The sequence below is a fragment of the Micromonospora sp. DT68 genome (assembly GCF_049847245.1).
GTDB classification, from domain to species: Bacteria; Actinomycetota; Actinomycetes; order Mycobacteriales; family Micromonosporaceae; genus Micromonospora; species Micromonospora profundi.
In genome coordinates, this window is record NZ_JBNCNZ010000019.1 from 80479 (window position 1) to 106488 (window position 26010).

The 26010-nt window shown below is 70.8% G+C and carries 24 protein-coding genes; 13 read left to right on the forward strand and 11 right to left on the reverse strand.

Annotation, left to right across the window (positions count from 1 at the left end):
• Positions 1-81: 81 nt before the first annotated feature.
• Genes ACPXB1_RS26590 through ACPXB1_RS26600 form a run of 3 tightly spaced genes read left to right on the forward strand, consistent with a single transcriptional unit; the run spans position 82 to position 3035 of the window.
• Complete coding sequence (locus ACPXB1_RS26590; protein ID WP_355628358.1) at positions 82-849, forward strand: glycerophosphodiester phosphodiesterase; 768 nt, start codon at positions 82-84, stop codon at positions 847-849.
• Between the two features lie 17 nt (positions 850-866).
• A complete protein-coding gene (locus ACPXB1_RS26595) occupies positions 867-2261 on the forward strand; it encodes an MFS transporter (protein WP_053661158.1) in 1395 nt (464 codons plus the stop codon).
• 57 nt (positions 2262-2318) lie between these two features.
• Positions 2319-3035, forward strand: coding sequence for a thymidine kinase (locus ACPXB1_RS26600; RefSeq protein ID WP_425735933.1), 717 nt, complete (start codon positions 2319-2321; stop codon positions 3033-3035).
• A gap of 84 nt (positions 3036-3119) precedes the next feature.
• Here the strand turns inward: ACPXB1_RS26600 and ACPXB1_RS26605 are convergent, their stop codons facing one another.
• Both ACPXB1_RS26605 and ACPXB1_RS26610 read right to left on the reverse strand, forming a co-directional pair.
• The gene (locus tag ACPXB1_RS26605) at positions 3120-4310 is read right to left on the reverse strand and encodes a low temperature requirement protein A (RefSeq protein WP_355596583.1); all 1191 of its coding nucleotides are present in this window, start codon (positions 4308-4310) and stop codon (positions 3120-3122) included.
• Positions 4297-4755: a hypothetical protein gene (locus tag ACPXB1_RS26610; protein WP_355628361.1), complete on the reverse strand. Its 459-nt coding sequence runs from the start codon at positions 4753-4755 to the stop codon at positions 4297-4299. Before ACPXB1_RS26610 ends, ACPXB1_RS26605 begins: the two co-directional genes overlap by 14 nt.
• Positions 4756-4901: 146 nt before the next feature.
• Here ACPXB1_RS26610 and ACPXB1_RS26615 point away from each other — a divergent pair, with 146 nt between their 5' ends.
• Positions 4902-6605, forward strand: coding sequence for an acyl-CoA dehydrogenase family protein (locus ACPXB1_RS26615; protein WP_355596587.1), 1704 nt, complete (start codon positions 4902-4904; stop codon positions 6603-6605).
• 29 nt (positions 6606-6634) lie between these two features.
• The gene (locus ACPXB1_RS26620) at positions 6635-7804 is read left to right on the forward strand and encodes a hypothetical protein (RefSeq protein WP_355628364.1); all 1170 of its coding nucleotides are present in this window, start codon (positions 6635-6637) and stop codon (positions 7802-7804) included.
• A gap of 3 nt (positions 7805-7807) precedes the next feature.
• On the opposite strand, the gene ACPXB1_RS26625 is transcribed toward ACPXB1_RS26620, so the two are convergent.
• The 6 genes from ACPXB1_RS26625 to ACPXB1_RS26650 all read right to left on the reverse strand — a co-directional run bounded on the left by ACPXB1_RS26625 (position 7808) and on the right by ACPXB1_RS26650 (position 12378).
• Positions 7808-8806: a tyrosine-type recombinase/integrase gene (locus tag ACPXB1_RS26625; protein WP_425735934.1), complete on the reverse strand. Its 999-nt coding sequence runs from the start codon at positions 8804-8806 to the stop codon at positions 7808-7810.
• 143 nt (positions 8807-8949) lie between these two features.
• Positions 8950-9375 (reverse strand): Hsp20/alpha crystallin family protein, encoded by a 426-nt coding sequence (locus ACPXB1_RS26630; RefSeq protein ID WP_355596593.1) that lies wholly within the window; start codon positions 9373-9375, stop codon positions 8950-8952.
• Between the two features lie 101 nt (positions 9376-9476).
• Positions 9477-9971: a GNAT family N-acetyltransferase gene (locus ACPXB1_RS26635; protein ID WP_355596595.1), complete on the reverse strand. Its 495-nt coding sequence runs from the start codon at positions 9969-9971 to the stop codon at positions 9477-9479.
• A 54-nt stretch (positions 9972-10025) separates the two neighbouring features.
• Positions 10026-10541 carry a DUF2087 domain-containing protein gene (locus ACPXB1_RS26640; protein ID WP_355596597.1) on the reverse strand — a complete coding sequence of 172 codons (516 nt, stop codon included), beginning with the start codon at positions 10539-10541 and terminating at the stop codon, positions 10026-10028.
• Positions 10542-10843: 302 nt separating this feature from the next.
• A complete protein-coding gene (locus ACPXB1_RS26645) occupies positions 10844-11350 on the reverse strand; it encodes a DinB family protein (RefSeq protein WP_425735935.1) in 507 nt (168 codons plus the stop codon).
• Positions 11347-12378 carry an aldo/keto reductase gene (locus tag ACPXB1_RS26650; RefSeq protein WP_425735936.1) on the reverse strand — a complete coding sequence of 344 codons (1032 nt, stop codon included), beginning with the start codon at positions 12376-12378 and terminating at the stop codon, positions 11347-11349. Before ACPXB1_RS26650 ends, ACPXB1_RS26645 begins: the two co-directional genes overlap by 4 nt.
• Positions 12379-12492: 114 nt before the next feature.
• On the opposite strand from ACPXB1_RS26650, the gene ACPXB1_RS26655 reads away from it, so the two are divergent.
• Complete coding sequence (locus tag ACPXB1_RS26655; RefSeq protein WP_425735937.1) at positions 12493-14046, forward strand: glycosyltransferase family 39 protein; 1554 nt, start codon at positions 12493-12495, stop codon at positions 14044-14046.
• A gap of 37 nt (positions 14047-14083) precedes the next feature.
• Here ACPXB1_RS26655 and ACPXB1_RS26660 read toward each other — a convergent pair whose 3' ends face one another.
• The 3 genes from ACPXB1_RS26660 to ACPXB1_RS26670 form a co-directional block, all read right to left on the reverse strand.
• Positions 14084-15298 carry an MFS transporter gene (locus ACPXB1_RS26660; RefSeq protein WP_425735938.1) on the reverse strand — a complete coding sequence of 405 codons (1215 nt, stop codon included), beginning with the start codon at positions 15296-15298 and terminating at the stop codon, positions 14084-14086.
• An 82-nt stretch (positions 15299-15380) separates the two neighbouring features.
• Positions 15381-16610: an RNA polymerase sigma factor gene (locus ACPXB1_RS26665; protein ID WP_425735939.1), complete on the reverse strand. Its 1230-nt coding sequence runs from the start codon at positions 16608-16610 to the stop codon at positions 15381-15383.
• A gap of 41 nt (positions 16611-16651) precedes the next feature.
• Entirely contained in the window at positions 16652-17008 is a 357-nt protein-coding gene (locus ACPXB1_RS26670) for a YciI family protein (protein ID WP_425735940.1), read from the reverse strand.
• Between the two features lie 281 nt (positions 17009-17289).
• Here ACPXB1_RS26670 and ACPXB1_RS26675 point away from each other — a divergent pair, with 281 nt between their 5' ends.
• From ACPXB1_RS26675 to ACPXB1_RS26705, 7 genes are all read left to right on the forward strand, one after another.
• Positions 17290-17751 (forward strand): HNH endonuclease, encoded by a 462-nt coding sequence (locus ACPXB1_RS26675; protein WP_355596609.1) that lies wholly within the window; start codon positions 17290-17292, stop codon positions 17749-17751.
• A gap of 596 nt (positions 17752-18347) precedes the next feature.
• A complete protein-coding gene (gene lexA, locus ACPXB1_RS26680; RefSeq protein ID WP_425735941.1) occupies positions 18348-18989 on the forward strand; it encodes a transcriptional repressor LexA in 642 nt (213 codons plus the stop codon).
• A gap of 120 nt (positions 18990-19109) precedes the next feature.
• Positions 19110-21221: a P-loop NTPase fold protein gene (locus ACPXB1_RS26685; protein ID WP_425735942.1), complete on the forward strand. Its 2112-nt coding sequence runs from the start codon at positions 19110-19112 to the stop codon at positions 21219-21221.
• A 390-nt stretch (positions 21222-21611) separates the two neighbouring features.
• Positions 21612-22994: a Mu transposase C-terminal domain-containing protein gene (locus ACPXB1_RS26690; protein ID WP_425735943.1), complete on the forward strand. Its 1383-nt coding sequence runs from the start codon at positions 21612-21614 to the stop codon at positions 22992-22994.
• 62 nt (positions 22995-23056) lie between these two features.
• Positions 23057-23770, forward strand: a complete 714-nt coding sequence (locus ACPXB1_RS26695; RefSeq protein WP_425735944.1) for an AAA family ATPase — start codon at positions 23057-23059, stop codon at positions 23768-23770.
• Positions 23760-25115 (forward strand): hypothetical protein, encoded by a 1356-nt coding sequence (locus tag ACPXB1_RS26700; RefSeq protein ID WP_425735945.1) that lies wholly within the window; start codon positions 23760-23762, stop codon positions 25113-25115. The genes ACPXB1_RS26695 and ACPXB1_RS26700 overlap by 11 nt, the downstream gene beginning before the upstream one ends.
• The gene (locus ACPXB1_RS26705; protein WP_425735946.1) at positions 25112-25867 is read left to right on the forward strand and encodes a helix-turn-helix domain-containing protein; all 756 of its coding nucleotides are present in this window, start codon (positions 25112-25114) and stop codon (positions 25865-25867) included. The genes ACPXB1_RS26700 and ACPXB1_RS26705 overlap by 4 nt, the downstream gene beginning before the upstream one ends.
• Positions 25868-26010 lie beyond the last annotated feature (143 nt).

Here is a 26010-nt window from a genome sequence, read left to right on the forward strand (position 1 = left end):
GCTGCGGCAATCCGTTTCCGCCGGGGCAATCGTTTCCGGGCGGGCACCGGCAGGCCACCGGCGGCAGGCATACTGCGTCGCGTGCTGACCCCACCCGGCTACCTCGACGCGCCAGGGCCGCTGGCGTTCGCCCACCGTGGCGGCGCCGCCGAGGGCGACGAGAACACCACCGAGGCGTTCGCGCGCGCCATCGGCCTGGGCTACCGGTACGTGGAGACCGACGTGCACGCCACCGCCGACGGAGTTGCGGTGATCTTCCACGACCCGACGTTGCGACGGGTCACCGGTGAGTCGGGGCGCATCGCCGACCTGAGCTGGGCCGACCTCGCCTCGGTACGCGTCGGCGGCGCCGCCGTCGTACCCCGGCTCGACGAGGTGCTGGCCGCCTGGCCGCAGGTCCGCTTCAACATCGACGTGAAGGCCGACGGCGGCGTCGAGCCGACGGTGGCCACCGTGGCCCGGGCCGGCGCCAGCGACCGGGTGCTGCTCGCCTCGTTCAGCGACGCCCGGCTGGCCCGGCTGCGCGCACTCACCGACGGGCGGGTCGCCACCGGCCTCGGCATGCGCGGGGTGGCCCGACTGCGCCTCGCCTCACTGCACGGCCGCCCGCTGCGACTGCCCCCGTCGGTGGTCGCCGCGCAGGTGCCACCACGCTACGGACGGGTACCGGTGGTGGACCGCCGATTCCTTGACTACTGCCACCGTCTCGGCCTTCAGGTGCACGTCTGGACGATCGACGAACCTGCCCAGATGCACGACTTACTTGATCGTGGTGTGGATGGCATCATGACCGATCACGTCGGCCTGCTGCGCGACGTCTACCGCAGCCGCGGCCACTGGGCCGCCTGATCGTCGAAGGACCCCCGATGGCCGAAACCGTGACCCCCACGGTGGACGACACCCCGCCCCCGGCGAGCACCCGCCGCGAGCGCAGCGGCTGGTACATCTACGACTGGGCGAACTCCGCGTTCCAGACCACGGTGATCACCGTGTTCCTCGGCCCGTTCCTGACCACCGTCGCCGAGCTGGCCGCCGGCTGCGAGTTGGGCGCCGACACCTGCAACGGGTACGTCTACCCGCTGGGCATCAAGGTCGCCGCCGGGTCCTACTACCCGTACCTGATCTCGCTGTCGGTGTTCCTCACGGTGTTCGTCCTGCCGGTCATCGGGGCGATCGCCGACCGGTCGGCGCACAAGAAGCGGCTGCTCGGTGGGGCCGCGTTCACCGGCGCCGGCGCGACCATCCTGATGGCCTTCGTGACCGGCGACCGCTACCTGCTCGGCGGTGCGCTGTTCCTGATCGCCAACATCTCCTTCGGCGCCGCGATCGTCGTCTACAACTCGTTCCTGCCGCAGCTCGGCGGCCCCGACGAACGCGACGGCATCTCCAGCCGCGGATGGGCCCTGGGCTACCTCGGCGGCGGTCTGCTGCTGGCACTCAACCTGGTGGCGATCACCCTGCTCGACAAGGGCGACGACCCGCAACGCACCCTGGACCTGGCCCGCTGGTCGATCGTGTCCGCCGGGGTGTGGTGGGCGCTGTTCACGCTGGTGCCGCTGCGCTGGTTGCGCGAGCGTCCCAGCGTCGCGGCCCTGGCCGGCGGCGGCGGCAACGTGCTCATCGACGGGTTCCGGCAGCTCGGGCGCACCATGCGGGAGATCAAGGCGTACCCGCTGACGCTGTACTTCCTGCTTGCCTTCCTCGTCTTCAACGACGGCATCCAGACCGTCATCACCCTGGCCAGCCAGTACGGCACCGAGGAGCTGCGGCTGGAGCAGAGCACACTGATCATCACGATCCTGCTCGTGCAGTTCCTCGCCTTCGGCGGCGCGTTGACCCTGGGCGCGCTCGCCAAGCGCATCGGCGCCTGGAAGACGGTGCTGCTCAGCCTGGTGCTCTGGACCGTGGTTATCCTCGCCGCGTTCCGGCTGCCCGCCGAGGCGCCGGTGCCGTTCATGATCCTCGGCGCCGCCATCGGCCTTGTCCTCGGCGGCAGCCAGGCGCTGAGCCGGTCGCTGTTCAGCCAGCTCATCCCCGCCGGCAAGGAGGGCGAGTACTACGGGTTCTACGAGATCAGCGACAAGGGCACCAGCTGGCTCGGCCCGCTCGCGTTCGGCCTGGTGTTCCAGCTCACCGCCTCCTATCGGGTGGGTCTGGTCTCCCTGCTGATCTTCTTCGTGGTCGGGTTCCTGCTGCTGCTCGCCGTACCGATGCGCCGGGCCATCATCGCCGCCGGCAACACGCCGCCCCGGGTGCTCTGAGCACGCCGCCCATCGGCCGACCTATCCAGGTCGGCCGATGGGCTAGGCTGCCCGACCGTGACCGACGACGCCGCCACCGCCCCCACCTGCCTGGCCCACCCACACGCCGGCCCGCACCACGCGGCCGGATGCGCGGCGGCCAGCGGATCCGATGGGCGGCCCCTGCACGCCGCGGCGTTGAAGTTCTTCTGGGGGCCGATGGACTGCGGCAAGTCGACGATGGCGTTGCAGATGAACTACAACCACGCCCGGCAGGGACGCCGAGGGCTGGTCACCACCCGCATCGACCGCTCGCTGGGCCCGCAGGTCACCACCCGCATCGGCCTGGCCCACGAGGCCATCGAGGTCACCGACGACCTCGACCTGCGGGCACTCGTGCGGGGCCGCTGGGCCGACGGGGTACGCGTCGACTACCTGATCTGCGACGAGGCCGGCCTCTACTCGGTCGAGCACGTCGAGCAGATGGCCGAGCTTGTCGACAGCTACGACGTGGACGTGTTCGCGTTCGGCCTGGCCACCGATTTCCGGTCCTGCCTGTTCCCCGCCGCGCAGCGGCTGTTCGAACTGGCCGACGAGGTGGCCCGCATCCAGGTCGAGGTGCTCTGCTGGTGCGGGCGGGAGGGCCTGCTCAACGCCCGGGTCGTCGACGGGCAGGTGGTCCGCGAGGGCGCGCAGGTCGTCATCGGCGACACAGCGGCCACCGCCGACGTGCGCTACCAGGTGCTCTGCCGGCGGCACCACCGCAGCGGCGACCTGGGCCCCCGCGCCGCCTGACCGCCGCGCTGTGACGCGGTGACCTGTGCCTGCGCGGCGTGACCTCGGCGGCGTGACCTTCGCCTGCGCGCCTGACCGCCGCGCTCAGGCGGGCCGGGCGGCCCGCCGGCGGTCCGACAGGATCACCGCCACGGTGACCGCCAGCGCCGCCGCGGCGCACGCCGCCACCGGTACGGCCAGCCCCACACTCACCGGCACCAGCGCCACCAGCGCCGCGACCGCCACGAGTCGGTTGACCGGTCGGTTCCTCCACAGCACCGCCTTGTAGGCGGCGTGCCCGGCGAGGAACAGCGCCGGCCCACCCAGGATGAACAGCGCGGCGACAAGCGTTGCCGGTGCGCCGGGCTCGCGCAGCAGCCGCTCGTCGCCCGCCGAGGTGACGACGATTCCGGCGACCATCACCGGGTGCAGGTAGTTGAACGCCAGCCGGCTCAGCGCGCCGGTGCGGTCACCGGCACGGGCGAGGACCTCCGTGGCGGCCGCAGCCGACCGGGCGAAGTACACCCACCACAGCGCCACCGACCCGGCGAACGCCAGCAGGAACGCCCCGGACGTCACCAGGTCCAGATGCCGGGTGAGGGTGCTGCCGGTGACCAGGATCGACTCGCCGAGGGCGATGAGGATGAACGCCGCGCAGCGTTCGGCCAGGTGCCCGCCCTCGACCATCCACCGTTCGGGTCGGGTGCGTTCCCGCCGGGGCAGCGGGTAGCCGATGGACAGGCCGATCACGTCGATCACGATCGCCGCCGTCCACACCGCCTGCCGTGCGGTCCCGCCGACCAGACCGCCGATGAGGATGAGCACCGACGTCCCCACCGCCCACGTCAGCGACTGCTGAAAGCCCGCGACCAACCACGGGCTGCCCCGCACCGCCCACAGGCCGAACACCGTCCTGCTCACCTGCACGGTCACGTAGACGATCGCGAAGAACAGCCCCATCCCGGCGAACGCCTGCGGGATCGCTGCCGACAACAGCAAGCTGCCGAGCGCCACCCCGAGCAGTATCGCCCGCACCGGTCCCTGGTCCGGGTGCAGCCAGTTGGTCAGCCAGGTGGTGTAGACCCAGACGAACCAGACAAGCGCCAGCAGCAGGGCGGTACGCCCGGCGCCACCCCAGTTCGGGTGCTCGATCAGATAGTGCGCCAGTTGGGTGATGCTGAAGATGAAGACCAGGTCGAAGAACAGCTCGCTGGAGGTGGTCGGCTCGACCCCGTGGCGTTCCCGCAGCAGCCGAGGGTGCGTCGGGTGGGCGGCCGGCGGCTCAGAAGGGGTCACCGCACACCCGCCAGCCGCCGCTCTCGCGGACCACCGGCAGGCGACGTTCCTCGTTGAGCCCGCCGTCGCGGGTCACCTTCACCGTCACCGTGCCCACCGGGCGCCCACTGCGGGTCGCGACCGACACGTCGGTGATCTCGTAGTCGGTGACCATCGGGGGCGTACGCACCCAGCTGGTGAAGCCGATCGGGCTCCACTTGCTGCGCGCGTCGGAGCACAGCCGCTCGTACGCCTTGTCGCTGTCGCCGAGGGTCACCTCGGTCAGGAACCCGTCGGCGGTCTCCCGGATCGGGCCGGCGGCCTGGCGCACGGTTTGCAGGTTCCACACGCCCAGCCCGGCCACCCCGACGCAGCACAGCGCCACGCCGAACCCGACGACCGCCAGCCCGGTGCGCATCGGGCGTTGCCGCCGGGCCGGTCGGCTCCACGGCTGGCCGGCACCCACGACTACCGACCGTAGAGAACACCTTCCCTCAATACGGGACAAGTCGGAAAATGGTGCGTCCCGTGCGCGGCTATGCCCTGTTCGCGGCGGCCACGGATCGTCTACCGTCGGCGCACATCCCCCGAGCAGTGCCAGGGAGCCGACCGATGAGCCGTTTCGTGCAGCCGGTACCACCGCCCACCGACCCGTACGCCGGTGATGCCCTGCTGCGGTCCTGGCTGGAGCGTCACCTCGGACCGGCCGGGCACGCCGCCGCCAAGGGGCGCCTCGCCGACCTGGCCGCCGACGTCGTCGGGCCGCTGCGGGCGGCGCACGCCGACGCCGAGGCGCATCCGCCCACGCTGGTCCGCTACGACGCCTGGGGCGCCCGCGTGGACCGGATCGACACGTCGGCGGGCTGGCAGGCGCAGCGCGCCGCCGCCGCACGGCACGCCGTGGTGGCGCTGCCCTACCTGCCGGACGCGCGGGGCACCTGGGGCGCCGCCGCGCGGGTGGTGCAGCACGCCCTCCTGCACCTGTACGGGCCGGAGTCGGCGACGTTCTCCTGCCCGGTGGCGATGGCCGACGGTGCTGCGGCACTGCTCAGCATGCCCGACGTCGACGCCGGGATCCGGGACGCATGGCTGCCCCGGCTGATCTCCACCGACCCGACCACCGCCATCACCAGCGGGCAGTGGATGACCGAGGCGCAGGGCGGCTCGGACCTGGGCCGATCGAGCACTGTGGGCCGGCCCGCGGCGGACGGCTCCTGGCGACTGACCGGCGAGAAGTGGTTCTGCTCCGCCGCCGACGCGGCGATGGCGGTGGCGCTGGCCCGACCGGAAGGCGCCGGACGCGGCAGCCGGGTGCTCGCACCGTTCCTGGTCCCCCGCTACGCGGCCGACTCACCGCTTGCCACCGGCGCGGCACCGGACGCGCCCGCCCCCGGTGTGACTGTGCACCGGCTCAAGGACAAGCTCGGCACCCGCGCACTGCCCACCGCCGAGATCGGCCTGCACGACGCGTACGCCGTACCGCTGGGTGACCCCGCGGTGCCCGGCCTGGTGCGGGCGATGACCCTGGTCGTGGTGACCCGCGTGCACAACGCCGCCGCGGCGGCCGGCGGGATGCGGCGCGGCCTGGCCTACGCCCGCGCGTACGCCGACGTGCGGCACGTCGCCGGTGGCGCGCTGGTGTCCTCGCCGCTGCACCGGGCCACCCTGGGCACCCTCGGCGTCGACGCGGCGGGCGCGTTCGCGCTGGCCGGGCACGCGTTCGCGCTGCTCGGGCGGGTGGAGGTCGGCGCCGACCCGGAGGCCGCGGCGGAGCTGCGGATCGTGGCGCCGCTGGCGAAGCTGGCCACCGGGAGGCTCGCCGTCAGCTCGGCAAGCGAGTACGTGGAGAGCTTCGGCGGGGCCGGCTACGTGGAGGACACTGGCGTGCCCCGGCTGCTGCGCGACGCGCAGGTGCTGCCGATCTGGGAGGGCACCACGAATGTGCTGGCACTGGACGTGCTGCGCGCACTGACCCGCGAGGACGCCGGAGCGCCGCTGCTGAGCCGATTGGCTACCGCCGTCGACCTGGCCCGGCCGCTGTCGCCCGCGCTGGCCGACACCCTGGCCACGGCCACCTCCGAGTTGGGCGACACGATCGCGGCGGTGACCGCCGACCCGGGCACGGAGGCGGTGTCGGCCGGTGCTCGTGGCCTGGCGCTGCGCCTGGCGTACGCGCTCACCACCGCACTGCTGGTCGAGCACGCCGCGTGGGGCGACGAGCAGGCGGAACTGGTGGCCCGGCTGTGGGCGCGACGCTGGCTGCGGCACGAGGAGATCGCCGAGGACGCCCACCACCACCTGGACCTGCTCTGCTGACCGGTCGGCGGGAGCGGAGGTGACGGCCGGTGGACGTCCTGATCGATCTGGGCGAGTCCCGGGGAGCGCCCACCCTGGATGACCGACCGCCGGCCGCGCCGTCGCGGCCCGGGCGGGTGGCGCTGGCGCTGGCGGTGTGCGCGCTGCTCGGCGGGTCCACCGCTCCCGTGCGCCTGCCGTCCCAGGCGGGGCCGCCGGTGCTCGGCCGCTCCACCCTGCTCGTCGCCGGTGAGCTGCTGCTTGTCGTCGATCCGGATGCCGGCCCGCCGACGGTGAGCGCCTACGACGCGACGGCGCCACACCTCCCGCCACGGTGGCGGGTTGCCGTGCCGGACGCCGCGAGCTGGTCCGCGCAGGCCGCCGGTGACGTGCTGCTGCTCACCGAGCGGGACCAGGCGCGCCAGGTGATGGCGACCGCCGCCCGGTCGATGCGCGACGGGAAGCCGCTGTGGCGGCGGGCCGAGCGCCTGTACGCGGCCGGCGACGCGGCGGTGGCAGTGAGCGAGGTCCGCAGCGCGTCGGAACCGGGGCGTCGGGTCGAGGGGGCGGTACGGGGTGTCGACCTGACCTCCGGGGCCACCCGCTGGTCGGTGTCGGTGCCGTCCACAGCAGTGGTGCAGGTGCTGCCCGGCCCACCCGCGCGGGTGCTTGTGGTGCAGGACGACGGGCTGGTTCGGCTGCTCGACGCCCGCGACGGCGTCGCCCACGGCCAGGGGTCGCTGCCGCCGGCCGACTTCGGCCCGGACAATCCGCAGGCCATCGGCGGTCATCTGGTGTTGCGCCACCCGACCGGCACGGCGGCAGCGGTGAGCGGGTACGACCTGCCGGGGCTGACGCGGCGATGGGAGGTGCCGGTGCCGCGCGGAGAGTTGACGGTGCGCAACTGTGAAGGTCTGGTCTGCGCGCAGGACCGGCACGGCCGGTGGGCGCTCGACCCGGCCTCGGGGGCACGGAGTTGGGTGTGGCCGGCCGGGACGCGATGGCACACCGTGGCGGGCTCGCGAGGCGGCACCGACGCCCTGGTGCTGCTCCAGCCGGCGGCGGACGGCCACCGCGTCCTGGTCGCGACAGTCGGTCGGGACGGCCCTCGGGTACGCGGTGTCCTCCCCTCGGGGGTGACCGACTGTCGGCGTGCCGGGGCCCGGTTGATATGCCGCGAGACCGACGGCCGGGTGACGGTGTGGCCGCTCGACACGTGACCGTCAGGCGCGGCGGCGGGCCCGCGCCGCCCACACCGCGTACGCCGGGTCGCGGTCGAGGTTGTGCCGGTCCCGGTCGTAGCGGCGGGTGGTGCGCGGGTCGGCGTGGCCCATCGCGTCCTGCACGTCTTCGAGGGGGACGCCCTCGGAGCGGGCGGTGGTGGCGAAGGCGTGCCGTAGCGAGTGCGGGGACAGCCGCGCCCAGGCCGGGATGCCGGCGGCGCGGGCGAGGCGGCGGACGATCCGGAACACGGAGTGCCGGTCCAGGCGGGCGCCGCTGGCGGTGACCAGCAGGGGCCCGGTCAGCTGCGTCACCGGTACCCGGGCGGCGGCGGCCCGCTGGGCCAGGTACGCGTCCACCGCGTACCCGGTGCCGGGGGTGAGGGCGCGGCGGCGCTGCTTGCCGCCCTTGCCGACGAAGCGCACGCTGCGGTGCCCGCGTTCGGTGCCCAGGTCGGTGAGGTCCAGCGAGACCAGCTCCCCGACCCGCAGGCCCAGGTCGGCCAGGAGTGCGATCGCCGCGCGGTTGCGGGCGGCGGTCGGGCCGGTGTCCGCGTCGGCGGCGTTGAGCAGGGCGTCGACCTCGTCGGCGCTCAGGCCGATGGTCGCGGAGTGGTCCCGGTCGACGCGGGGCCGGTCCACACCGGAGACCGGATTGGCGGGTACTCCGCCGAGTTTGACGAGGAAGTCGTACCAGCTGGACAGCGCGGAGAGCCGGCGTGCCACTGTCGCCGGGGTCAGTGGTCGACCGGTGCGGGCCACGACTGTCGACTCCAGTTCGCGCGCGTACTCGTTGATGTGCAGGAACGAGACCCGCAGCGGGTCGAGGTCACGGCCGGCGCACCAGCGTAGCCAGGCGATGACGTCGCGGCGGTAGGCGTCGCGGGTGTGTTCGGACAGTCGGCGGTTGCGCAGCCACGCCTCGGTGACGTCGACAGGCCCCTTGGGCAGGGCCGGTCGGGCGGTGGGGCGGGTGAGCGCCGGAGCGTCGGAAGACACCATGTGAAAAAGCTTCTCAGCGGAGGATGGGATTGCCACGCAGGCGCGCCGACAACGCCCACCCCCTCGCGAGCCCCGCCCGCACACACGGCCGGCGGTCGGCACCTGAACCAGGTGCCGGCCGCCGCGGCTCGCGTGTGTCTGTGTCAGGCGTTGATCTGGCGCCGTGCGTCGCCGTTGGCCTTGATGGTCACTCGGCGGGGCTTGGCGCGCTCGGCGACCGGGATGCGCAGCGTCAGCACCCCGTTCTCGTAGCCGGCTTCCAGCTTGTCGGTGTCCAGGGTGTCGCCCAGGAACAACTGCCGGGTGAACGTGCCCATCGGGCGTTCGGCGGCGACAAGTTCGACGCCGTCACCGGCGGGCCGGCGCCGCTCGGCGCGGACGGTGAGGACGTTGCGCTCGACGGTGCAGTCGATGCTGTCCGGGTCCACGCCGGGCAGGTCGAACGCCGCGTAGAAGTAGTCGCCGTCGCGGTAGGCGTCCAGGTGCATCGCCGCGGGACGGGCTGCCGTACCGAAGAACTGCTCGGCGAGGCGGTCCATCTCGCGGAACGGGTCGGTACGCATCAACATTGTCATGCCTCCTCGGTTCTCCTGGCCGAAGGTTTGAGTTGAGTCGGGGTGACTCAACTTCCTCTTCTTATTTACCGCGTCCTGCGGCAGTCGTCAACTGCTCACTCCAGCCGTTTTTCAAACCAGTGCTCGGCGTACGGGCCCTCCGAGTACCCGGGGATCTCGACGTAGCCGTGCCGGGCGTACAGGGCGCGGGCCTCGACCAGGTCAGCGCGGGTGTCGAGCCGAATCCGGTCCACCCCGGCCGAGCGCGCCCGCTGCTCGACGGCCGACAGCAGCGCCGCTCCCCCACCGACGCCACGATGCGCCGGACGGACGTACACCCGGGTCAACTCGGCCCAGCCCGACTGCCAGCGCAGCCCGGCGCAGCCGGCCAGGTCCGCGCCGTGGTGAGCGACAATCAGCAGCCCGCCCGGGGAGGTCAGGTCGTCACTGGGCAGCTCGGCCAACGCCGCGTCGACCTCGCCGGGGCGATCCGGACGGCCGTAGTACCGCACCACCATCTCGGTCATGTACTCGCGCAGCAGCAGCACCGCGTCGGGGTGGTCAGGTAGGCAGAGGCTGGTCAGCCAGGTTGATTCGGCGGTGGTGGTCACCTGTCGATCATCACCGCCCGGTCAACGGCATTTCGACGGGCCGGGCAAGGACGATCAGAGCCGCTGGTAGACGCCGTGCTCGCGGGCGAGCAACTGCTCATCGATCAGATACCGGCGCAGCGTCGCGTGATCCGACCCTCCGGCGGCGCACCACGGCTTGAGCGCCTCGTCCACGGCCCGCTCGGGATAGCGGGTGCCCAGCTCGAACGAACGTTCCGCGATGTGTGCCAGCAGCACCCGCCGCCGGCCCCGCTGCGCCGGCAGGCCCACAAGGACGTCTCCACGCAGAAAGGTCCGCAGCACCGGGTCGCCGCCCGGTCCGGCCTCGTCGGCCGGGCGGCTGTCACGCGCCGCAGCCCGCAACGACACCTCGTCGACAGTGAGCGCGCCGTCCGCGCCGGTCACGAGGCCCGCGTCGGTCAGCCGGCGGACCCCGGTGAGCACCACCCGCGCCGCAAGGCCGGTCCGCTGCGCGACGGCGGTCGCGCTTGTCGCACCCAGCACGATCGCCGCGAAGATCCGTCGCCGTCCGTCGTCGGCCAGGGCCCCGGCCAGAGCATGCGCAGTCACGCCGGTCACTCTTCCATCGGCGGTACGTCGACAGCCACGCAATTTTCGGCGTACGCGCCTGGCCGAGGGCGGCTAAGCCAGCCGTGCATGCAGGTGCATGTCGTGCCACCCGTCAGCGTGGCGAACCGACTCACGCAGTACGCCCTCCATGGTGAAGCCAGCCTGGGTGGCCACCCGGCACGACGCCGCGTTGGCGGTCGAGTGCTCGAGCGCCAGCCGGTGCAGACCAGCCCGCGCGAAGCTCCACCGGGCAGGGCGGGTGCGACGAGCAGCGGCATTCGTCCAGTGTGGAGCAGACCGGCCTACTCGCCGGTCGGGCCGCCCGCGAGTTCCGTGACCACGTCGAGGTGGCCGAGGTGGCGGGCGTATTCCTGGACCAGGTGGAACAGCACCCGCTCCAGCGATGCCGGGGCCGCGCCCTCCCAGCGCGGCCCCGGTGCGCCGATCTCCGCCAGGTCGTGCGCCGTCACCACCGCCGTGGTGTGCGCGCCCTGCGCCCGCAGTGCCGCCACCAGGTCCGAGCGGGTCTCCTCCGGGGCGACGTACCAGCGGTCACCACGGCTGTCGCCCCACGGCTCGGCGACCTCCCGGCCCTGGAAACCCCACTCGATCCAGCGCAGCTCGACGTGGCGCAGGTGCTTGAGCAGTTCCAGTGGCGTCCAACCCGACGGTAGGCGGCTGCGCCGCAGCTCCGGCTCCGCCAGCGCGGACACCTTCGCCACGACCGACTCACGGAAGTAGTCCAGATAGGTCAGGAAAACCTCCGCGCGGCCGCCGGCCGGGTCGGTGGGCTCGGGAAACGACGTCATGCCGAGCTGGGGAGGTCCCGACCGCGCTGGCGCACACCTGCGCTGCCGTACGGATAGTCGCCCACAAGCGGGGCGCTTGCCTCGTCCAGCAGTCGCGTCTGCTCGGCGTCGAGGGTCAGATCGGCGGCGGTCAGGTTGTCGTCGAGCTGTTCGATGGTCCGCGCGCCGAGGATCACCGAGGTGACCGCCGGCCGCGCCGCCAACCAGGCCAACGCCACCGCCGACATCGACACACCGCGCTCCCCGGCGACCTGACCCACCGCGTCGAGCACCCGCCAGGTGCGCTCGTCGGCGTTGCGACCCGCGTACGCCTCGACGCCGCGCTGCGGGTTCTCGCCCAGGCGGGTCGCTCCGGTGGGCGTGCTGTCGCGCTGGTACTTCCCGGTCAACCAGCCACCGCCCAGCGGCGACCACGGCAGGATGCCGATGCCCTCGTTCTCGCAGACCGGCACCAGCTCGAACTCGATCTCCCGGGCCAGCAGGTTGTACTGCGGTTGCAGGGTCACGATCGGGGTGAGGTTGAGGTGCTGGGTGAGCAGCGCGGCCTTCTGCAACTGCCATCCGGTGAAGTTGCTGACCCCGGCATAGCGGATCTTGCCGGCGCTGACGGCGTCGTCGAAGAAGCGCAGCGTCTCCGGCAGCGGAGTAAGCGGATCCCAGGCGTGCGCCTGGTAGAGGTCGACGGCCTCGACGCCGAGCCGCCGCAGGCTGGCCTCCAGCGCCCTGGTGAGGTGGACGCGGGACAGGCCGGCGTCGTTCGCCCCGGGGCCCATCGGAAACCGGCCCTTCGTGGCGATGACCAGGCGGTCCCGGACATCGGGCCGTGCGCGCAGCCAACGGCCGACGATCTCCTCGGAGACACCGGCGGAGTAGACGTCGGCGGTGTCGATGAACGTGCCGCCGGCATCGACGAACCGGTCCAGCTGGGCGAAGCTGCCCGCCTCGTCGGTCTCCGCGCCGAAGGTCATGGTGCCCAGGCACAGGGTCGAGACCACGGTGCCGGTGGCACCCAGAGTGCGATATCGCATGTCGTCCTTCCAGTTCCGTGGAACAAGCCGATCTTCGCACCTGTCGCGCGCACGCGCCGACCGGCCGAAGCGCGCGGGCACCCGCACGGGCACGTCGCGAGGGATGATGTGCGGGTGAGCGAGCCCGCCGTCGACACGGCCCGACCGCACCCGCCGGAGCGGTCGGCGCGGCCGGAGGTGTCACCGGAGCCCGGCCCGCGTGCCGTCGGCCCGGTCGTGGTGTCCGCGGTCACCAGCGTGACGCTGCTGCTGCTCGCCGGCCGCTACGGCTATCACCGCGACGAGCTCTACTTCCTGCTCGCCGGCCGCCACCTGGACTGGGGCTACGTCGATCAGGGTCCACTGGTCCCAGCGCTTGCCCGCCTGCTCGACATGATCGCCCCGGGAAACCTGGTGGTGCTGCGGACGCCGTCGGCGATGGTGGCCGGCGGCGCGGTGCTGCTGGTCGCCGCCATCGCCCGCGAGTTGGGCGCCGGCCGCGCCGCGCAGACCTTCGCCGCGGTGCTTGCCGCACTGTCCGGCATCGTGCTCGCCAACGGGCACCTGCTCAGCACCACGACCGTCGACCTACTGGTCTGGCTGGCGGCAGCGTGGTGCGTGGTGCGGTTACTGCGCACCGGAGACACCCGTTGGGCGCTCGGTATCGGGGTGGCGCTCGGCGTGGGGATGCTCAACAAGGTGCTGCCCGCGCTGCTGGCCGGGGGCCTGATCGCCGGGGTGCTCATCGCCGGGCCGCGCCGGCTGTTGCGCGACCGGTGGGTGCTCGTCGCCGCCGGGATCACCGCGCTGCTGGCCGCACCGAACCTGATCTGGCAGGCCGTACACGGGTTCCCGCAACTCGGTGTGGCAGCCTCCATCGCCGACGGCGACAGCTCCTACAGCGGCCGCCTCGACGCGTTCATCCTCCATTTCGTCATCATCAGCCCGTACGCCGTACCGATCTGGATCGCCGGTCTCGTCGCGCTGCTGCGCCGGCCGCAGTGGCGGGCGTACCGGGCGGTGGGTTGGTCCTGGTTGGTAGTGGTCGTCGTCGTGCTGGTCGCTGGCGGCAAGGGCTACTACGACGCGCCGTTGATGCTGGTCCTCACCGCCGCCGGCGCGGTGGTGACCACCGCCTGGGCGTCGCGTGGGTCCGTCTGGCTGCGTCGAGGGCTGCTCGCTGTGGGTGTGCCGCTGTTCCTCCTGCCCAGCATCGTGTTGCTGCTGCCGGTGCTGCCGGCCGAGCGGCTGCCCGGGTTCGTGGTCGACGTCAACTACGACGCCGGTGAGACCATCGGGTGGCCGGCGTTCGCCGACTCGCTCGCCGCCGTCCACAGTGGCCTGCCACCGGAGGAGCGTGCGCGGGCCGTCGTCCTCACCGGCAACTACGGCGAGGCCGGCGCGGTGGCCCGGTACGGCCCGTCCCGTGGCCTGCCAGCCGCCTACTCCGGGCACAACAGCATGGTCGACTTCGGCAGGCCACCCGCCGGGGCCGACGTGGTGATCGCCGTGGGCTGGGAGCGCCCCGACCCGCTGACCGCCTGGTTCGACGCGTGCGCGCTCGCCGGGCGGGTGGACCAGCGGGTCGAGGTGGACAACGACGAGAACGGTGGCCCGATCTACGTGTGCCGGGGGCTGCGGCGTCCGTGGGCGCAGATCTGGGACACCGAGGTACGCCGCACCGGCTGACCTGTTCCGCGGTCCCGTCGACCCGGGGCGATCCCCTCTACACGGCGATCTTCGCGTCTGCGCGTTCGCTCGCGGGGCGTACGCGGTCACCTGTCGCCCGACCCGCCACCAGGGCGACCGCGACGAGCAGCGGCACCAGCGCGGCCAAGGTCCAGCGCAGGCCGATGTGGTCGGCGGACCAGCCGATCACCGCGGGCGCGAGCAGGATGCCGGTATAGGTAAGAGTGGTGAACCGGGCGACCACGATTGCCGCACCGGGGCCGGCGCTGTCAGCACCTACGCTGCCCACGACACCGAACAACACCGGCAAGGGGGTGGCCAATCCGGCGCCCACAAGCGCGAACCCGGCAACGGACAGCGCCGGCCACGGACTTGCCAGGGCCACCGCCACGCCCACTGCGGCGACGGATGTGCCGACCTGGAGCAGTCGCGTCGCCGACGTCCGCTCCTGGAGGCGGTCACCGACCAGCCGGCCCGCTGTCTGGAAGATCGCGAACAGCACGTAACCCATGCCGGCCGCGCCCAGCGACGCGCGCAGGTTGTCGTGCAGGTAGACACCGCTCCAGTCGGCCACTCCCGCCTCGACGGTCAGCACGATCGCGCCCATCACGCCGAACAGCACCACGCGCAGGCTCCACCCGGCCCGCCAGCCGGCGCGGACACCGACCGGCGCCGCGTCGGTCCCGCGATCCGCGGCGGCCGGCAGCAGCATCCGGCCGCACACGACCGACAGCGGAATCAGCACCCCGGCCAGCAGCAGGTAGTGCACAGTGCGGGACATCCCGATGTGCGCCGCGCCCGCTCCGAGCAGCGCGCCGGCAACAGCGCCGATGCTCCACGCCGCATGACAACCGTTCATGATCGGCCGCGTCAACCGGTGCTGTACGGCCACCGCGTGCGCGTTCATCGTCACGTCGAGCATTCCGTGCACCGCGCCGAACACCAGGTGCACCAGGATCTGCCACCACAGGTCGGGTGCCGCACCGACCCCCACCAGCAGCAACGGCAGCACCACTGTGGCGGCTCGCACGATCACCCGGCTGCCGGTACGGGCCACGACGGTGCCGACGGTCTGCATCATGATCACGGCCGCGACGCCGAACATCGCGGACAGCAGACCCAGTTGTCCGGGGGTCAGCCCGAGGTCGATCTTCAACGAGGGCGTCCGTACCGCCAGGCTGGCGATCAGCAGTCCGTTGACCCCGAACACCGCGGTGACAGCCCAGCGCGCTCGGATCGTCGGCGTCCGCATACCCTGCTCTCCCTCTACCGCTTCGTCATCGTGCCTTCAACCAGACGACGAATGACGGAATCGGCTTTCGACAGGGCAGTCCTCAGAGGTGGCCCCGGATCTCCTCGAGGCGCTCGGTGAGGAACGCGCGCTCCACCTCGTTGCCCGTCAGCGCGAGCGCCTCCTCGTACGCCGTCTCGGCCTCGGCCCAGCGCTGGAGGCGACGCAGGAAGTCCGCGCGGGCGGCGCTGAGATAGCCGTAGGTGGCCATTGCCGGCATGTCGAGCAGCGGTTCGAGGGCTGCGAGGCCGGCCTCCGGTCCGTCGCGCATACCGAGCGCCACCGCCCGGTTGAGGTCCACGACCGGCGACGGCCACAACGAGCGCAGCACGTCGTACAACGCGACGATCTCCGCCCAGTCCGTGTCCGCCCAGCTCGGCGCCTCGGCATGCACCGCGGCGATCGCCGCTTGTACGGCGTACCGGCCGGGCGGCTGCCGACGCAGCGACTCCACAAGCAGAGCGACACCCTCGCTGATCTGGCCGGTGTCCCAGCGGCTGCGGTCCTGCTCAGCGAGCAGCAGCAGGCGTCCATCTGCGCCCACCCGGCTCTCCCGCCGGGAGTCGATGAGCAGCATCAGCGCCAGCAGGCCGGCCACCTCACCGTTTCCCGGCAGCAGCACATGCATCACCCGGGCCAGGGTGATCGCGCCGTCGATCAGGTCACGGCGGATCAGTGACTCGCCGACCGGCGCGGCGTGCCCGGTGGTGAAGACCAGGTGCAGCACCTCGAGCACCGCGTCGACCCGCTCAGGAAGCTCCTCCCGTGCCGGCACCCGGTACGGAATCCGAGCCGCGCTGATCTTCTTCTTGGCCCGGGTGATCCGAGCCGCCATTGTCGTCTCCTGGACGAGGAACGCCCGGGCGACCTCGACGGTGGACAGACCACACAGCAGCCGCAACGTGAGGGCCACCTGGGCGTCGCGCGACAACGCCGGGTGACAACAGGTGAAGATCAAACGCAGCCGGTCGTCGTCGACGACCGGTGCCTCGACCCCCTCCTCCGGGCCAGGCACCGACTCGTCCACCACGAGCAATGGCAGGGCGCGCCGCAACACCGAGGCGCGGCGCATCCGGTCCAGGGCACGGTTGCGCGCCACGCTTGTCAGCCAGGCGGCGGGCCGTGCCGGCACGGGGGTTTTGCGGCCCCACGTCTGCAACGCCTGGGCGTACGCGTCCTGCACGCACTCCTCGGCCAGGTCCAGGTCACGGGTGTAGTGCACAGTCGCGGCCAGTACCGCGGCCCATTCTGCCCGGTGTGCCCGTGCGATCACCTCGGCGACGCCCCGTGACGCCGCCGAGGTGTCCCCTGCGCTCAGCCCACGTCCACGATGGGCCGAACCTCGACCGCACAGTGCGTCATCTTCAGCTCGGGAAGCCGCTGCGCCATCGCGATCGCCCGGTCCAGGTCGGAGGCCTCCACCACGTAGTAACCGCCGAGCCCTTCCTTGGTCTCCAGGAACGGCCCGTCGGTCGGGGTGGCCCGGCCGGCCGGATCGCCGTGCAGGGTCGTCGCCGTTCCGCCCGGCTCCAGCTGGTGGCTGCTCAGCACAGCCGAGCCGGCTGCCGCGACAAAAGCCGCGTGGCCGTCATCCAGACTCAGGATCTCCTCGGCAGTCATGGTGGCCCACTCCTGCTCATTGCCGTAGATGAGAAGCATGTACTTGGCCATGTGTCAGGTCCGTTGGTCTCGGGGCCCGGTCGGCCCGTGCACTGATACGACGAACGAGCTCCCCGCTCATCGACACCCTGAAGCACAGTAATGGCGAGCACACGGTGGTGGCAGGCACATCCGCACGGCTTCGGGCTGGTGGTGACCGGGTCCAGCAACCTCGGGGCAACGCAGTACAGCTGTAACCTGCGCGGAAGTCGCCGACGGCACCGCCGTGGAACTACCGAACAGGCGGCCCGTGCTGGCCTTACCCGGGCACGCCTCCCGGCTAAGGTGACACCATGCTCAGCGGAGTCAACGGTCTGTCGCGACACTTCACCGAGGACACTCTGCGCCAATACCTGCTGCAGCGTTCGGTCCGACAGGACGACGGCTGCCTGATCATCAATGGCTACGGCACCCAGCGTGGTGTCTACCAAAAGGTCGCGGGCCGAGCCTGGGCGCACATCGCGGCCTACGCCGCCTTCGTCGGCGGCTACGACCCGGCCCTGGACGTCGACCACCTCTGCGATGTGAAGGACTGCATCGAGCCCACTCACCTGCGGCAGATCAGTCATGCCGACAACTGCCGTGCGCGCACACAGGCGCCCACCTGCCGCAACGGGCACGCCCGCGAAATCGACGAGTCGACCGGGCGATACCGGCGGACTTGCCGCGCCTGCAACCGGGACAACCAGCGCCGCTGGCGGGAGCGCCAGGCCGCGGAGGTGGCCGAGGCCCGCGCGGCGTACGCCCGCACCTAGGCAATGTGCAAAACGCCATCAACCGTCAGTGACTGTACGGGCGGTGGCGACGTCCTGCCTGAGCAATATTGGTGATGGCCGGCCCCGCTCTGTGGCCGACCATCACCCAGCCCGACTACGTGCCGGCACTCAGAAGCCTCCGGCTGCTCGCCGTCGGCGGAGGGCTATTCGGTGGGCGCTCGGGGCGCTGGGAGCCCGTGTTGTTGGCGCCTCTAGTGGTTGATCGACTCGGGTTCCTTGTAATCGGGGTGTCCGGCTGGGGTGGATGCCGCGGTTTCAAGGAGCCCGAGTCGATCATCGCCTGCGCGCGTCGGTCGGTCGGCGCAGTTCGCAGTTGACCTGTGGCACCACGCCTAGGAGCTGGGTGGGAGGAGTGGGGTCTGTTGAATGCCACGCGAACGTCAGTAGGTTTGCCACCGACTGTCAGTGCTCCTCCTGAGGGCTGCTGATTGTCGCCGCAGTAGATCGCTTGTGGTCAGGCGTGACCACCGACGTCTCCGACCTGCGACGTTCAGGGAGCGCACTGGCAGTGGTCCGCCGAGCCCGGCGCGCCGTCGATTAGCACATATGATCGAAGTCTGGGGTATGGTGCGGGCATGTTCCGAGCGGATCCGCCACCGGAGTTGAGCCCTCGTCAGCAACAAATCCTGACGGTTATCCGTGAGTGGGTCCAACGTCATGGATACCCGCCGACCGTCCGCGAGATCGGTACTGCGGTCGGACTTAGTTCTCCCTCGTCGGTCGCGCATCACCTGAAGGCGCTTGAGCAGCGCGGCCTTTTGCGCCGTGCAGCCCGCGGGCCTCGTGCCGTTGACGCCCGCCCTTTGACCACAGCTGACACCCGCGGGACGTCAGTTGCTCCGTCGGGGGTCAGCGTTCCGTTGCTGGGCTCGATCGCCGCCGGCGCTCCGATCCTCGCCGAGGAGCACATCGAGGAAATCCTGTCCCTACCCGCCACGATGGTCGGCCGCGGCACGCTGTTCGCGCTCCGAGTGCGAGGAGACTCCATGATCGAGGCTGGTATTGGGGATAGAGATGTCATCGTCGTGAGACAGCAGGCGGTGGCCGACAACGGCGACATCGTTGCCGCCTCAATCGACGGCGAGGCCACAGTCAAGGTCTACCGCGCTCGCGACGGGAGGACCGAACTCGTGCCGCGTAACCCGCTGTACCCCGTCATACCCGGAGACCATGCGACGATCCTCGGCAAGGTGGTCTGTGTGCTTCGCCGCCCCTAAACAGCCGCAGCCGTGTCGACCGTTGCACGGCGTCACGTCAGCGTTCACCGGATCCGTGACTGCTCGACACCCGAATCGTTAATCTCTGGGCTCTATTCATGATGCTGAGGAGATGGGCGCGTGTCGCGTACCTGGTCAGACGAACCGATAGGCAGCGGCGATGAGGATCTTCTCGATCGGTCGCGGTTCGCCCTCCGGGTCGCCGACGTCATCCAGGAGGCAGGATCGGCAGGACCCAGCACGGTGTTCGGCTTGGTCGGCCCGTGGGGTGGTGGGAAGACCTCTCTGATCAATCTGGTGGAGAAGGAGTTGCCGCCGCCGTGGATGGTCGTGCGCTTTACTCCGTGGGCGGCGTCGAGTGTCGCCGATCTGCTGGCGGAGTTCTTCGCCACCATCGCCTCGGCGCTTCCGCCGGAGAGCAGGGCGGCCAAGGCGCGGGAAGCGTTGCTGGCGTGCGCGAAGGTGGCCGCGCCGGCGGCGTTGCGACTGCTCCCAGTTGCTGGTGAGCCGGCGGCGGATGTCGCTTCGGCGATCGGGGGCCGGTTCGGTCAGGACAAGCCGTGGTCCATGCGCTTCGAGCAGGCTTGTCAGCAGTTGCGGGAGCTCGGCATCCCGGTGCTGGTGGTGGCCGATGACATCGATCGGCTGGACGCCGCTGAGCTAGCGGCTCTGCTGAAAGCGGTACGGCTTCTGGGCCGGTTTCCCGGCGTGCACTACCTGCTCGCCTACGACCAGGCAACCGTAATCGACGTCCTGAGCAGCTCCGCGACCGTGGGGTCCGGTACCAGCCGAGCGTTGGAGTATCTCGAGAAGATCGTGCAGTATCCGATGCCGATTCCGCCGGCGCAACGGTCTCAGCTCGACCGGATGCTGCGCACCAGCTTGACCGGCATCGTCAGCGAGGCCGGGCATGAGTTCGACAACTATGCCGCCGACCGCTTCTCTCTGGCGTACCAGGACCTGATGGCGCGGACGATGACCACCGTCAGGTCGGTGCAGCGTTACCTGGCCCAGGGCAGAGCGTATCTGCCCTTGATCGGCAAGGGTGAGATCGACGTCGTGGACCTGCTCGTGCTGATCCACTTGCGTCTGCATTTTCCGCGGTTGTATGACCGGCTACCGAGCTGGCGTGGAGATCTGACCGGACAATTGGACCTTGCCGCGCTGGCCTCCCCGGAGACCGGCGCACCGGACTGGCCGGCACGAATCCGCGACGCGGACGTCCCGGCCGAGCTCGCCCATCCTGTGTACACCGTGCTGCGTGATCTTTTCCCGGCCATGGGCGGCATCCAGGTGACGCACGGTAGACCCGCACGGGGTTGTCGGGTCGGTAACCCCGCATATTTCGACCGCTATTTCGCCCTCGGTATCCCACAGGACGACGTTCCCGACTCGCTCGTGCGACAGGCGCTGCTCGGTGTCGTCACCGACGAACACGCCCTTAGCCGGGGTGAGTTCGCGTCGATCGTCACCGGCGACGACGAGGACCTTGCCCTGCGTGCCCTGCTCAAGGCAGGGCCGCTGTCGCTGGCGATGCAGCCGCCGGCGACGGCGCAACTGGCCGCGTTCGTCGCCACACTGGTGCCGCGTCTGTCTGACGCCGCGACGTTGACAGGCAACGTGCGCAGCACCGCCGTGAGTTGGCTGGCCGCGCTGCTGCAGCAGGCCACCGTCGATGACCCGGCTCGGCTGGTAGCGACGCTCGTCGACGCCGCGGGGATCAACGCAATCGTCCAGGCGACCGCAGTCATGACCCGGGACCGGCGAGGGCAGCCGCCGCCGGGGCTGCGGGCACTGCTGCCCCACGTGGCAGAGCACGCCCGCGGCGCCGTCACCGAGAACTTCGCCGCCGGTGACGCTGCCTCCAGGTCCGACCTGATCATGACGATGGTGGAACTGATCGAGGAGGCCGGCATGAGCGACATGCTCACTGCGGAAGTCCGCGCCGGGCTCAACCGGGGCGCGTGGACGTTAGAGGACGTTGCTTCCCGCTTCGTGACGGTGCACCAGTTGGTGGGCGGATCCGCCGGGTGGGAGATCGACGAATTTCAGCCGCAGCGATTCAGCAGACTGCTTCGTCCCGAGCTTGGCGCTACCGCAACCGTCCCTGCAGACGACCTTGCACCTCCGGAGGTTGACGACGACGCATCCGGCATCGACAAGCACGATGTTTCGTGGCCGAACCGGCGACGGGTAGCACGCCGTGCCCTGGAGCGCCTCGGGTGGAGTTGATGCGTGGCAGGCAGGAGGGGCAGCGTAGTCAGTGACCGCAAAGGCATCCCGCAGGCGCAGGAGTTGCCTTCGATCTTGTGACGCGATCTTGGCGAGGGAGGGCGGTACGTGGCACGCCCCAACACGGAACAGTGGAGCACTGCCCTACACCGGCTGCGGCAAGCCCGCGATTGCGGCGAATGCAGCGGGGCGCTCGTGCGGCTGACCGCCGACGGGTTGGGAGTCACGGAACGTTCGGTGTGGCGGCGATTGGCTACCACACCGAGCGAGCCGGCACGGTTTGAGCTGTCGCAGACCGACCGGGACGCCTACGTCGACTTCCGCGGCAACATCGCGGCTGTTCACCGAGCCCGAAGCGCTGTGCTGGCCGGGCGCACTACGGTGGCCAGCGTGCCGCTGCCCGAAGAGTTCGTTCGGGGTTGGTCCCAGGCCGCGCCCGTGTCGCTGCGGACCTTCTACCGCGCGTTCGCCGCCGAACTCACTCCGGCGGCGGCTGCGGCGGCTACGAAAGGCGACCGGGCGCGGCGGGCGCGGCTGGTTTATCTGCGGCGCCGCGGTACGCACCGCAACCAGGTGTGGGAAGGCGACCATAAGAACCTGCCAATCCTCGTCCTACCGCCGCGCGGGCCGGCGACGACACCGTGGGTGACGATGTTCACCGACGACGCGACCCGTGTCATCGTGGGTTGGGCGATCGCGCTGACGCCGCACGCCGGCACCGTGCTGACCGCGTTGCGTATGGGTGTGTTGCCCGACGACACCGGCCCCGCCTGTGGTGTGCCCAGCATGCTGCGCCTGGACCGTGGTATGGAGTTCGCCGCAAGCGCGGTACGCGCCGCCGCGCACACGCTCAGCATCGAAGTGCACGTGCTGCCTGCCTACCACGCCAACGGCAAGGGCAAGATCGAGCGGGTCAACCGCACTGTCGACCAGATCCTGTTGACGATGTTGCCGGGCTTCACCGCAGGCCCTCGCGATCTCAACAATCGGCTGTCCGGGCCACTGGACGACCGCTCCCGGGCCCGCGCCGGCTACGCCGAGCAAGCCGCCGCCGGCGATCCGGCAATGCTGCCAATGCGGTGGAGCGTGTTCGTCGAACGATTCGCCGCCTGGGTGAGCTGGTACAACACCGAGCACATCCACAGCGGCATCGGTGGGCGAACCTCGGCTGCCGCCTGGTCGGCCGACCCGACCCCGCTGCGCATGTTCCCCGAGGAACAGTTGCGGCATCTGCTGCTCGCCGACACCGCACGCACCATTCAGGCCGACGGCATCCACTTCCGAAACCTGGTCTACGTGTGCCCGGCCGGGAAACTACGCGAGCGCCGTGGCCAGCGGGTGCGGCTGCGCTACATGCCGCATGATGACCGGTTCGTGCACGTCTACCTCGACGAGCGGTACCTGAGCACCTGCTATCCGGACAACGCGATCTCTGACGAGCAGGCCGAACAGTTTTATGCCGCCGCCCGGGCGGCCGAACGCGCTGCGGCGGCGACCAAACGCGCCGCCCGCCGCCGCGGGCACCGCCGGCTGGCGGCCCTGGCTGCCGCCGGCGAGCCCGTCACCGAGTCCCGGCTCATCACTCCAGCTGACGTCGCCGCGCTCGACTCCCGCAATCCGGACGGTCCCCTTGCGCAGCGACGTGGTCCGGTGTCGACCAGCCTGCTCGGCATCGGCCCACCCGTTCCGCTGGACGGCCCCATACCCCTTGATGACCTGCTCGCTGCGCCGGAGCACACGTCGGGCGATGTCTGCCAGGACGAGCGATGGTGACGCGCCGGGCTCCGGAGGCCGGGCCACCGGGTGCCCGGAGAATCTCGACGCCGCAGCTGCAGATGGCCCGCCATGTGGTCACCGACACCGCAGAGCACCTGGCAGTCGGGGTCATCCACGGCCTTGCGGGACTGGGCAAGACCTTCGCTACTCGCACGTGCACCTCGGCGCTCGCGACACGGACCCGCGCCACCGACCGCATTGAGGTGGTCACTATCGCATTTCCGGCCCGGCCCACCATGCGGTTGCTTGCTGACCTGATGCTGCAGACACTCACCGGCACGCCACCGGCCCGCCGCGACAACCGGTTCTACCTCACTGCGGCGCTCGTGCGTGAGCTCGCCCGCGTGCCCCGACTGGTGGTGGTGGACGAGGCGCAGCGACTGCCCGAGGAGTGCATCGAGCTGCTGCGTTACCTGCACGATCATGACGACACCGCGTTCGGGCTGCTCTACGTCGGCGGCAACGGCTGCTGGGAGGTGCTCTCGCGCCAGCCGATGCTGCGCTCGCGGGTCTGGCGGCGACAGAACTTCACCCCGATGAGCCGGACCGAGGTGCCGCAGGTGATGCGCTCCTACCACCGGCTCTACGCCGACGCCGACGACGACCTGTTGCACTACATCGACGACAGATTCGCCCATGGCATCTGGCGCAACTGGGCCTTGTTCTCCTCCACCGCTTACCTACTCGCTAAACGGTCCCGCCGGACGATGCTGGATCTCGAAATCATCGACAACGCGTTCGCGCTCAACGCCGGCGGCGGCGATGCCAGCTGACTCCGACCGGCCACGGATCGTCATCGTTGGCGATCCCGATGACACCCCGGCCACCGTGAAACTCCTCACCCGGATCAACGACCTGGACCGTGGCGTGCTCGTCGTGCACCCGACACCCGGAACCACCGGCCGCACCGATCTCGCCCTGGCCGTGCTCGCTGCACTCGGCAAACACCTTGATCCCCGGTTGGCGCACCATCGACGCGACTGGTGGCACCTGGCCCATGCCTGGGCGGTCGGACACCACATCGAGCATGTGGTCGTCGACCGCGCCCACACCCTGTCCGCCGACCTAATCCACGATCTGGTCAGCCTGGCTCACGCGGCGCGAGCCGGCACGGTGTGGTTTGTCGACGCCACCACACCCGGCACCGCGCCGGCACTCGCCGGGCTTGACGCCGCCACGGTTGCCTTCCCCCACCACCTGCACGCCCTTGCCGACCTCGTTCCGCGCAGGCCGCCCCACCGACCCGACGGTTTCGGGCACATCGCGGCGTTGACCATGCCGCACGCGGGCTTCCTCACTTTCCGCTACGCCTGCCAGCGGCAACTACCCGCCGACCAGGTACACCACGTCGACGCGGCCTGGCGGGCCACGTTCGACGCCGTTCAAGCCTGGCTCCTGCGTCTACCTCCGCTCGACCGGAGCGTCCGGCCGGCTGCCGCGCAGGTCCGGGCCGCGCTGCCGGCTATCGGCGAGACACTCAGCGTCCGGCTCGCCGCCCTGCTCTACACGGCCGCCAACCAGGCGACCGCGATGCTGCGCCTCCGCGCGACCGAAGCCGCCCTGTTCCGGCACGGGCTATGGCTGCGCCACCAACCCCGACGAGCCACAGGACAGCAGCACCTACTGCGATGCCCGCTCACCCCCATCGTGGCGGCCACCATCCACCGCACCGTGTCCACGAATGCTGCGGCCGCCGCGGTGCTACACCTCGTCTACCCGCTCGACAGCATCGGTCATGTGCACACGGCAGTGCCGCATGCTTGGCGCGTGAATAACCTAGACATCGACGGCAGCCAACTGCTGACCCACCACGGCGCCATCCCCGTGCCGTACCCCGCCCAGCCCGCGCTGCGAGCTCACCTGAATTTCCTGACCGTCACCGGCCGCAACACCGCCGACGCCCCGTTGATCGACCAGCGACGCCAAGACCAGACACGCCTTGCCCAACAGGTCCTTGCCCCGCTGAAGCTCACGCCGACGACAGCTCCCCGGCAAGGGTTCCGTGACAGCGTCTACCTCTACGGGTACGCCACCGCCTGGATGGCCGATCGAGGCCTGTCCCTGCATGCCCTGACCGACCTGGACCCGGTCGACGGCCCGATCTCTCTGCGATCATGAGCGGCCAACCGTCCACTTTCGGCCACCTCTTGCTCGCCCATGCCCGCGCCCGAGGCGTGACCAGCCAAGAGGTCGCCACACTCTTGGGCCTGCCCATCGCCGCCGTCCGCCGGCTCACCGGAGCGCACGAACTGCACCAGCACTCGGCGAGCACACTGCGCGCCCTAGCCGAGCGACTCGACCTGCCGTGGCCTGAGTGGCTGGCCACCGGACTCGGCCAAGCCCAGACCGCGCAGCCACACGACCGCGCGGATCCGACCCGCGTCCACGCCGTGCTCACCGCGGCCCTCGGCCACGGGCTGCACCTGAGCGAGATCGCCCAGATTCTCGACTGGACCATCGACCGCGTCGCCGCAGCGGTCACGTCGCTAACCCGCCGCATTCGCCTCGACGGAACTTATCTGCGCCGCGCCGAGGACACCATCGCCCTTGAGCTCAACCCCGACGTGCTCGACGACAACACCTGGCGACGGCTTCACCGGGTGCTGTACGGATACGGCCTTAGCCCGGATGTGCAGGTGCTGCACTTGATCTACCAGGTGATACGCCTGTACGGCCCACGTGCCCTACGGCCGGATCCTGACATGCTCGATGAGGCCATCGACAGCGGCTTGCTCGTTTGGCAGACCGACGACACAGACGGTGCGGCTGCCCAACTACACCTGCATCCGGACGTCAAGTACAGCCTGGGCATCACCCAGTACCGCTACCCGACCGAGGAACCCACCGATTCCCCTTTCACCGGTACATGAGCGCGCCCTGGCGCTTGCGTCACGCGATGTGGTCAGCTGCACGCCGCGTCCATCTTGATCGCATGTCGGCTTCTGCCCGAAATCTGTCGAGTGAGCCTGTGCCAGCCAGCGCTCAGGGGCGGTAGGCTGCTCTAGTCGGCCAC

Coding starts and splice junctions, on each gene's coding strand:
- ACPXB1_RS26675 (WP_355596609.1), top strand. CDS start 17,290: ATGCTCAGCGGAGTCAACGGTCTGTCGCGACACTTCACCGAGGACACT.
- ACPXB1_RS26660 (WP_425735938.1), bottom strand. CDS start 15,298: ATGCGGACGCCGACGATCCGAGCGCGCTGGGCTGTCACCGCGGTGTTC.
- ACPXB1_RS26705 (WP_425735946.1), top strand. CDS start 25,112: ATGAGCGGCCAACCGTCCACTTTCGGCCACCTCTTGCTCGCCCATGCC.
- ACPXB1_RS26615 (WP_355596587.1), top strand. CDS start 4,902: ATGAGCCGTTTCGTGCAGCCGGTACCACCGCCCACCGACCCGTACGCC.
- ACPXB1_RS26695 (WP_425735944.1), top strand. CDS start 23,057: ATGGCCCGCCATGTGGTCACCGACACCGCAGAGCACCTGGCAGTCGGG.
- ACPXB1_RS26700 (WP_425735945.1), top strand. CDS start 23,760: ATGCCAGCTGACTCCGACCGGCCACGGATCGTCATCGTTGGCGATCCC.
- ACPXB1_RS26630 (WP_355596593.1), bottom strand. CDS start 9,375: ATGTTGATGCGTACCGACCCGTTCCGCGAGATGGACCGCCTCGCCGAG.
- lexA (WP_425735941.1), top strand. CDS start 18,348: ATGTTCCGAGCGGATCCGCCACCGGAGTTGAGCCCTCGTCAGCAACAA.
- ACPXB1_RS26670 (WP_425735940.1), bottom strand. CDS start 17,008: ATGGCCAAGTACATGCTTCTCATCTACGGCAATGAGCAGGAGTGGGCC.
- ACPXB1_RS26625 (WP_425735934.1), bottom strand. CDS start 8,806: ATGGTGTCTTCCGACGCTCCGGCGCTCACCCGCCCCACCGCCCGACCG.
- ACPXB1_RS26650 (WP_425735936.1), bottom strand. CDS start 12,378: ATGCGATATCGCACTCTGGGTGCCACCGGCACCGTGGTCTCGACCCTG.
- ACPXB1_RS26595 (WP_053661158.1), top strand. CDS start 867: ATGGCCGAAACCGTGACCCCCACGGTGGACGACACCCCGCCCCCGGCG.
- ACPXB1_RS26645 (WP_425735935.1), bottom strand. CDS start 11,350: ATGACGTCGTTTCCCGAGCCCACCGACCCGGCCGGCGGCCGCGCGGAG.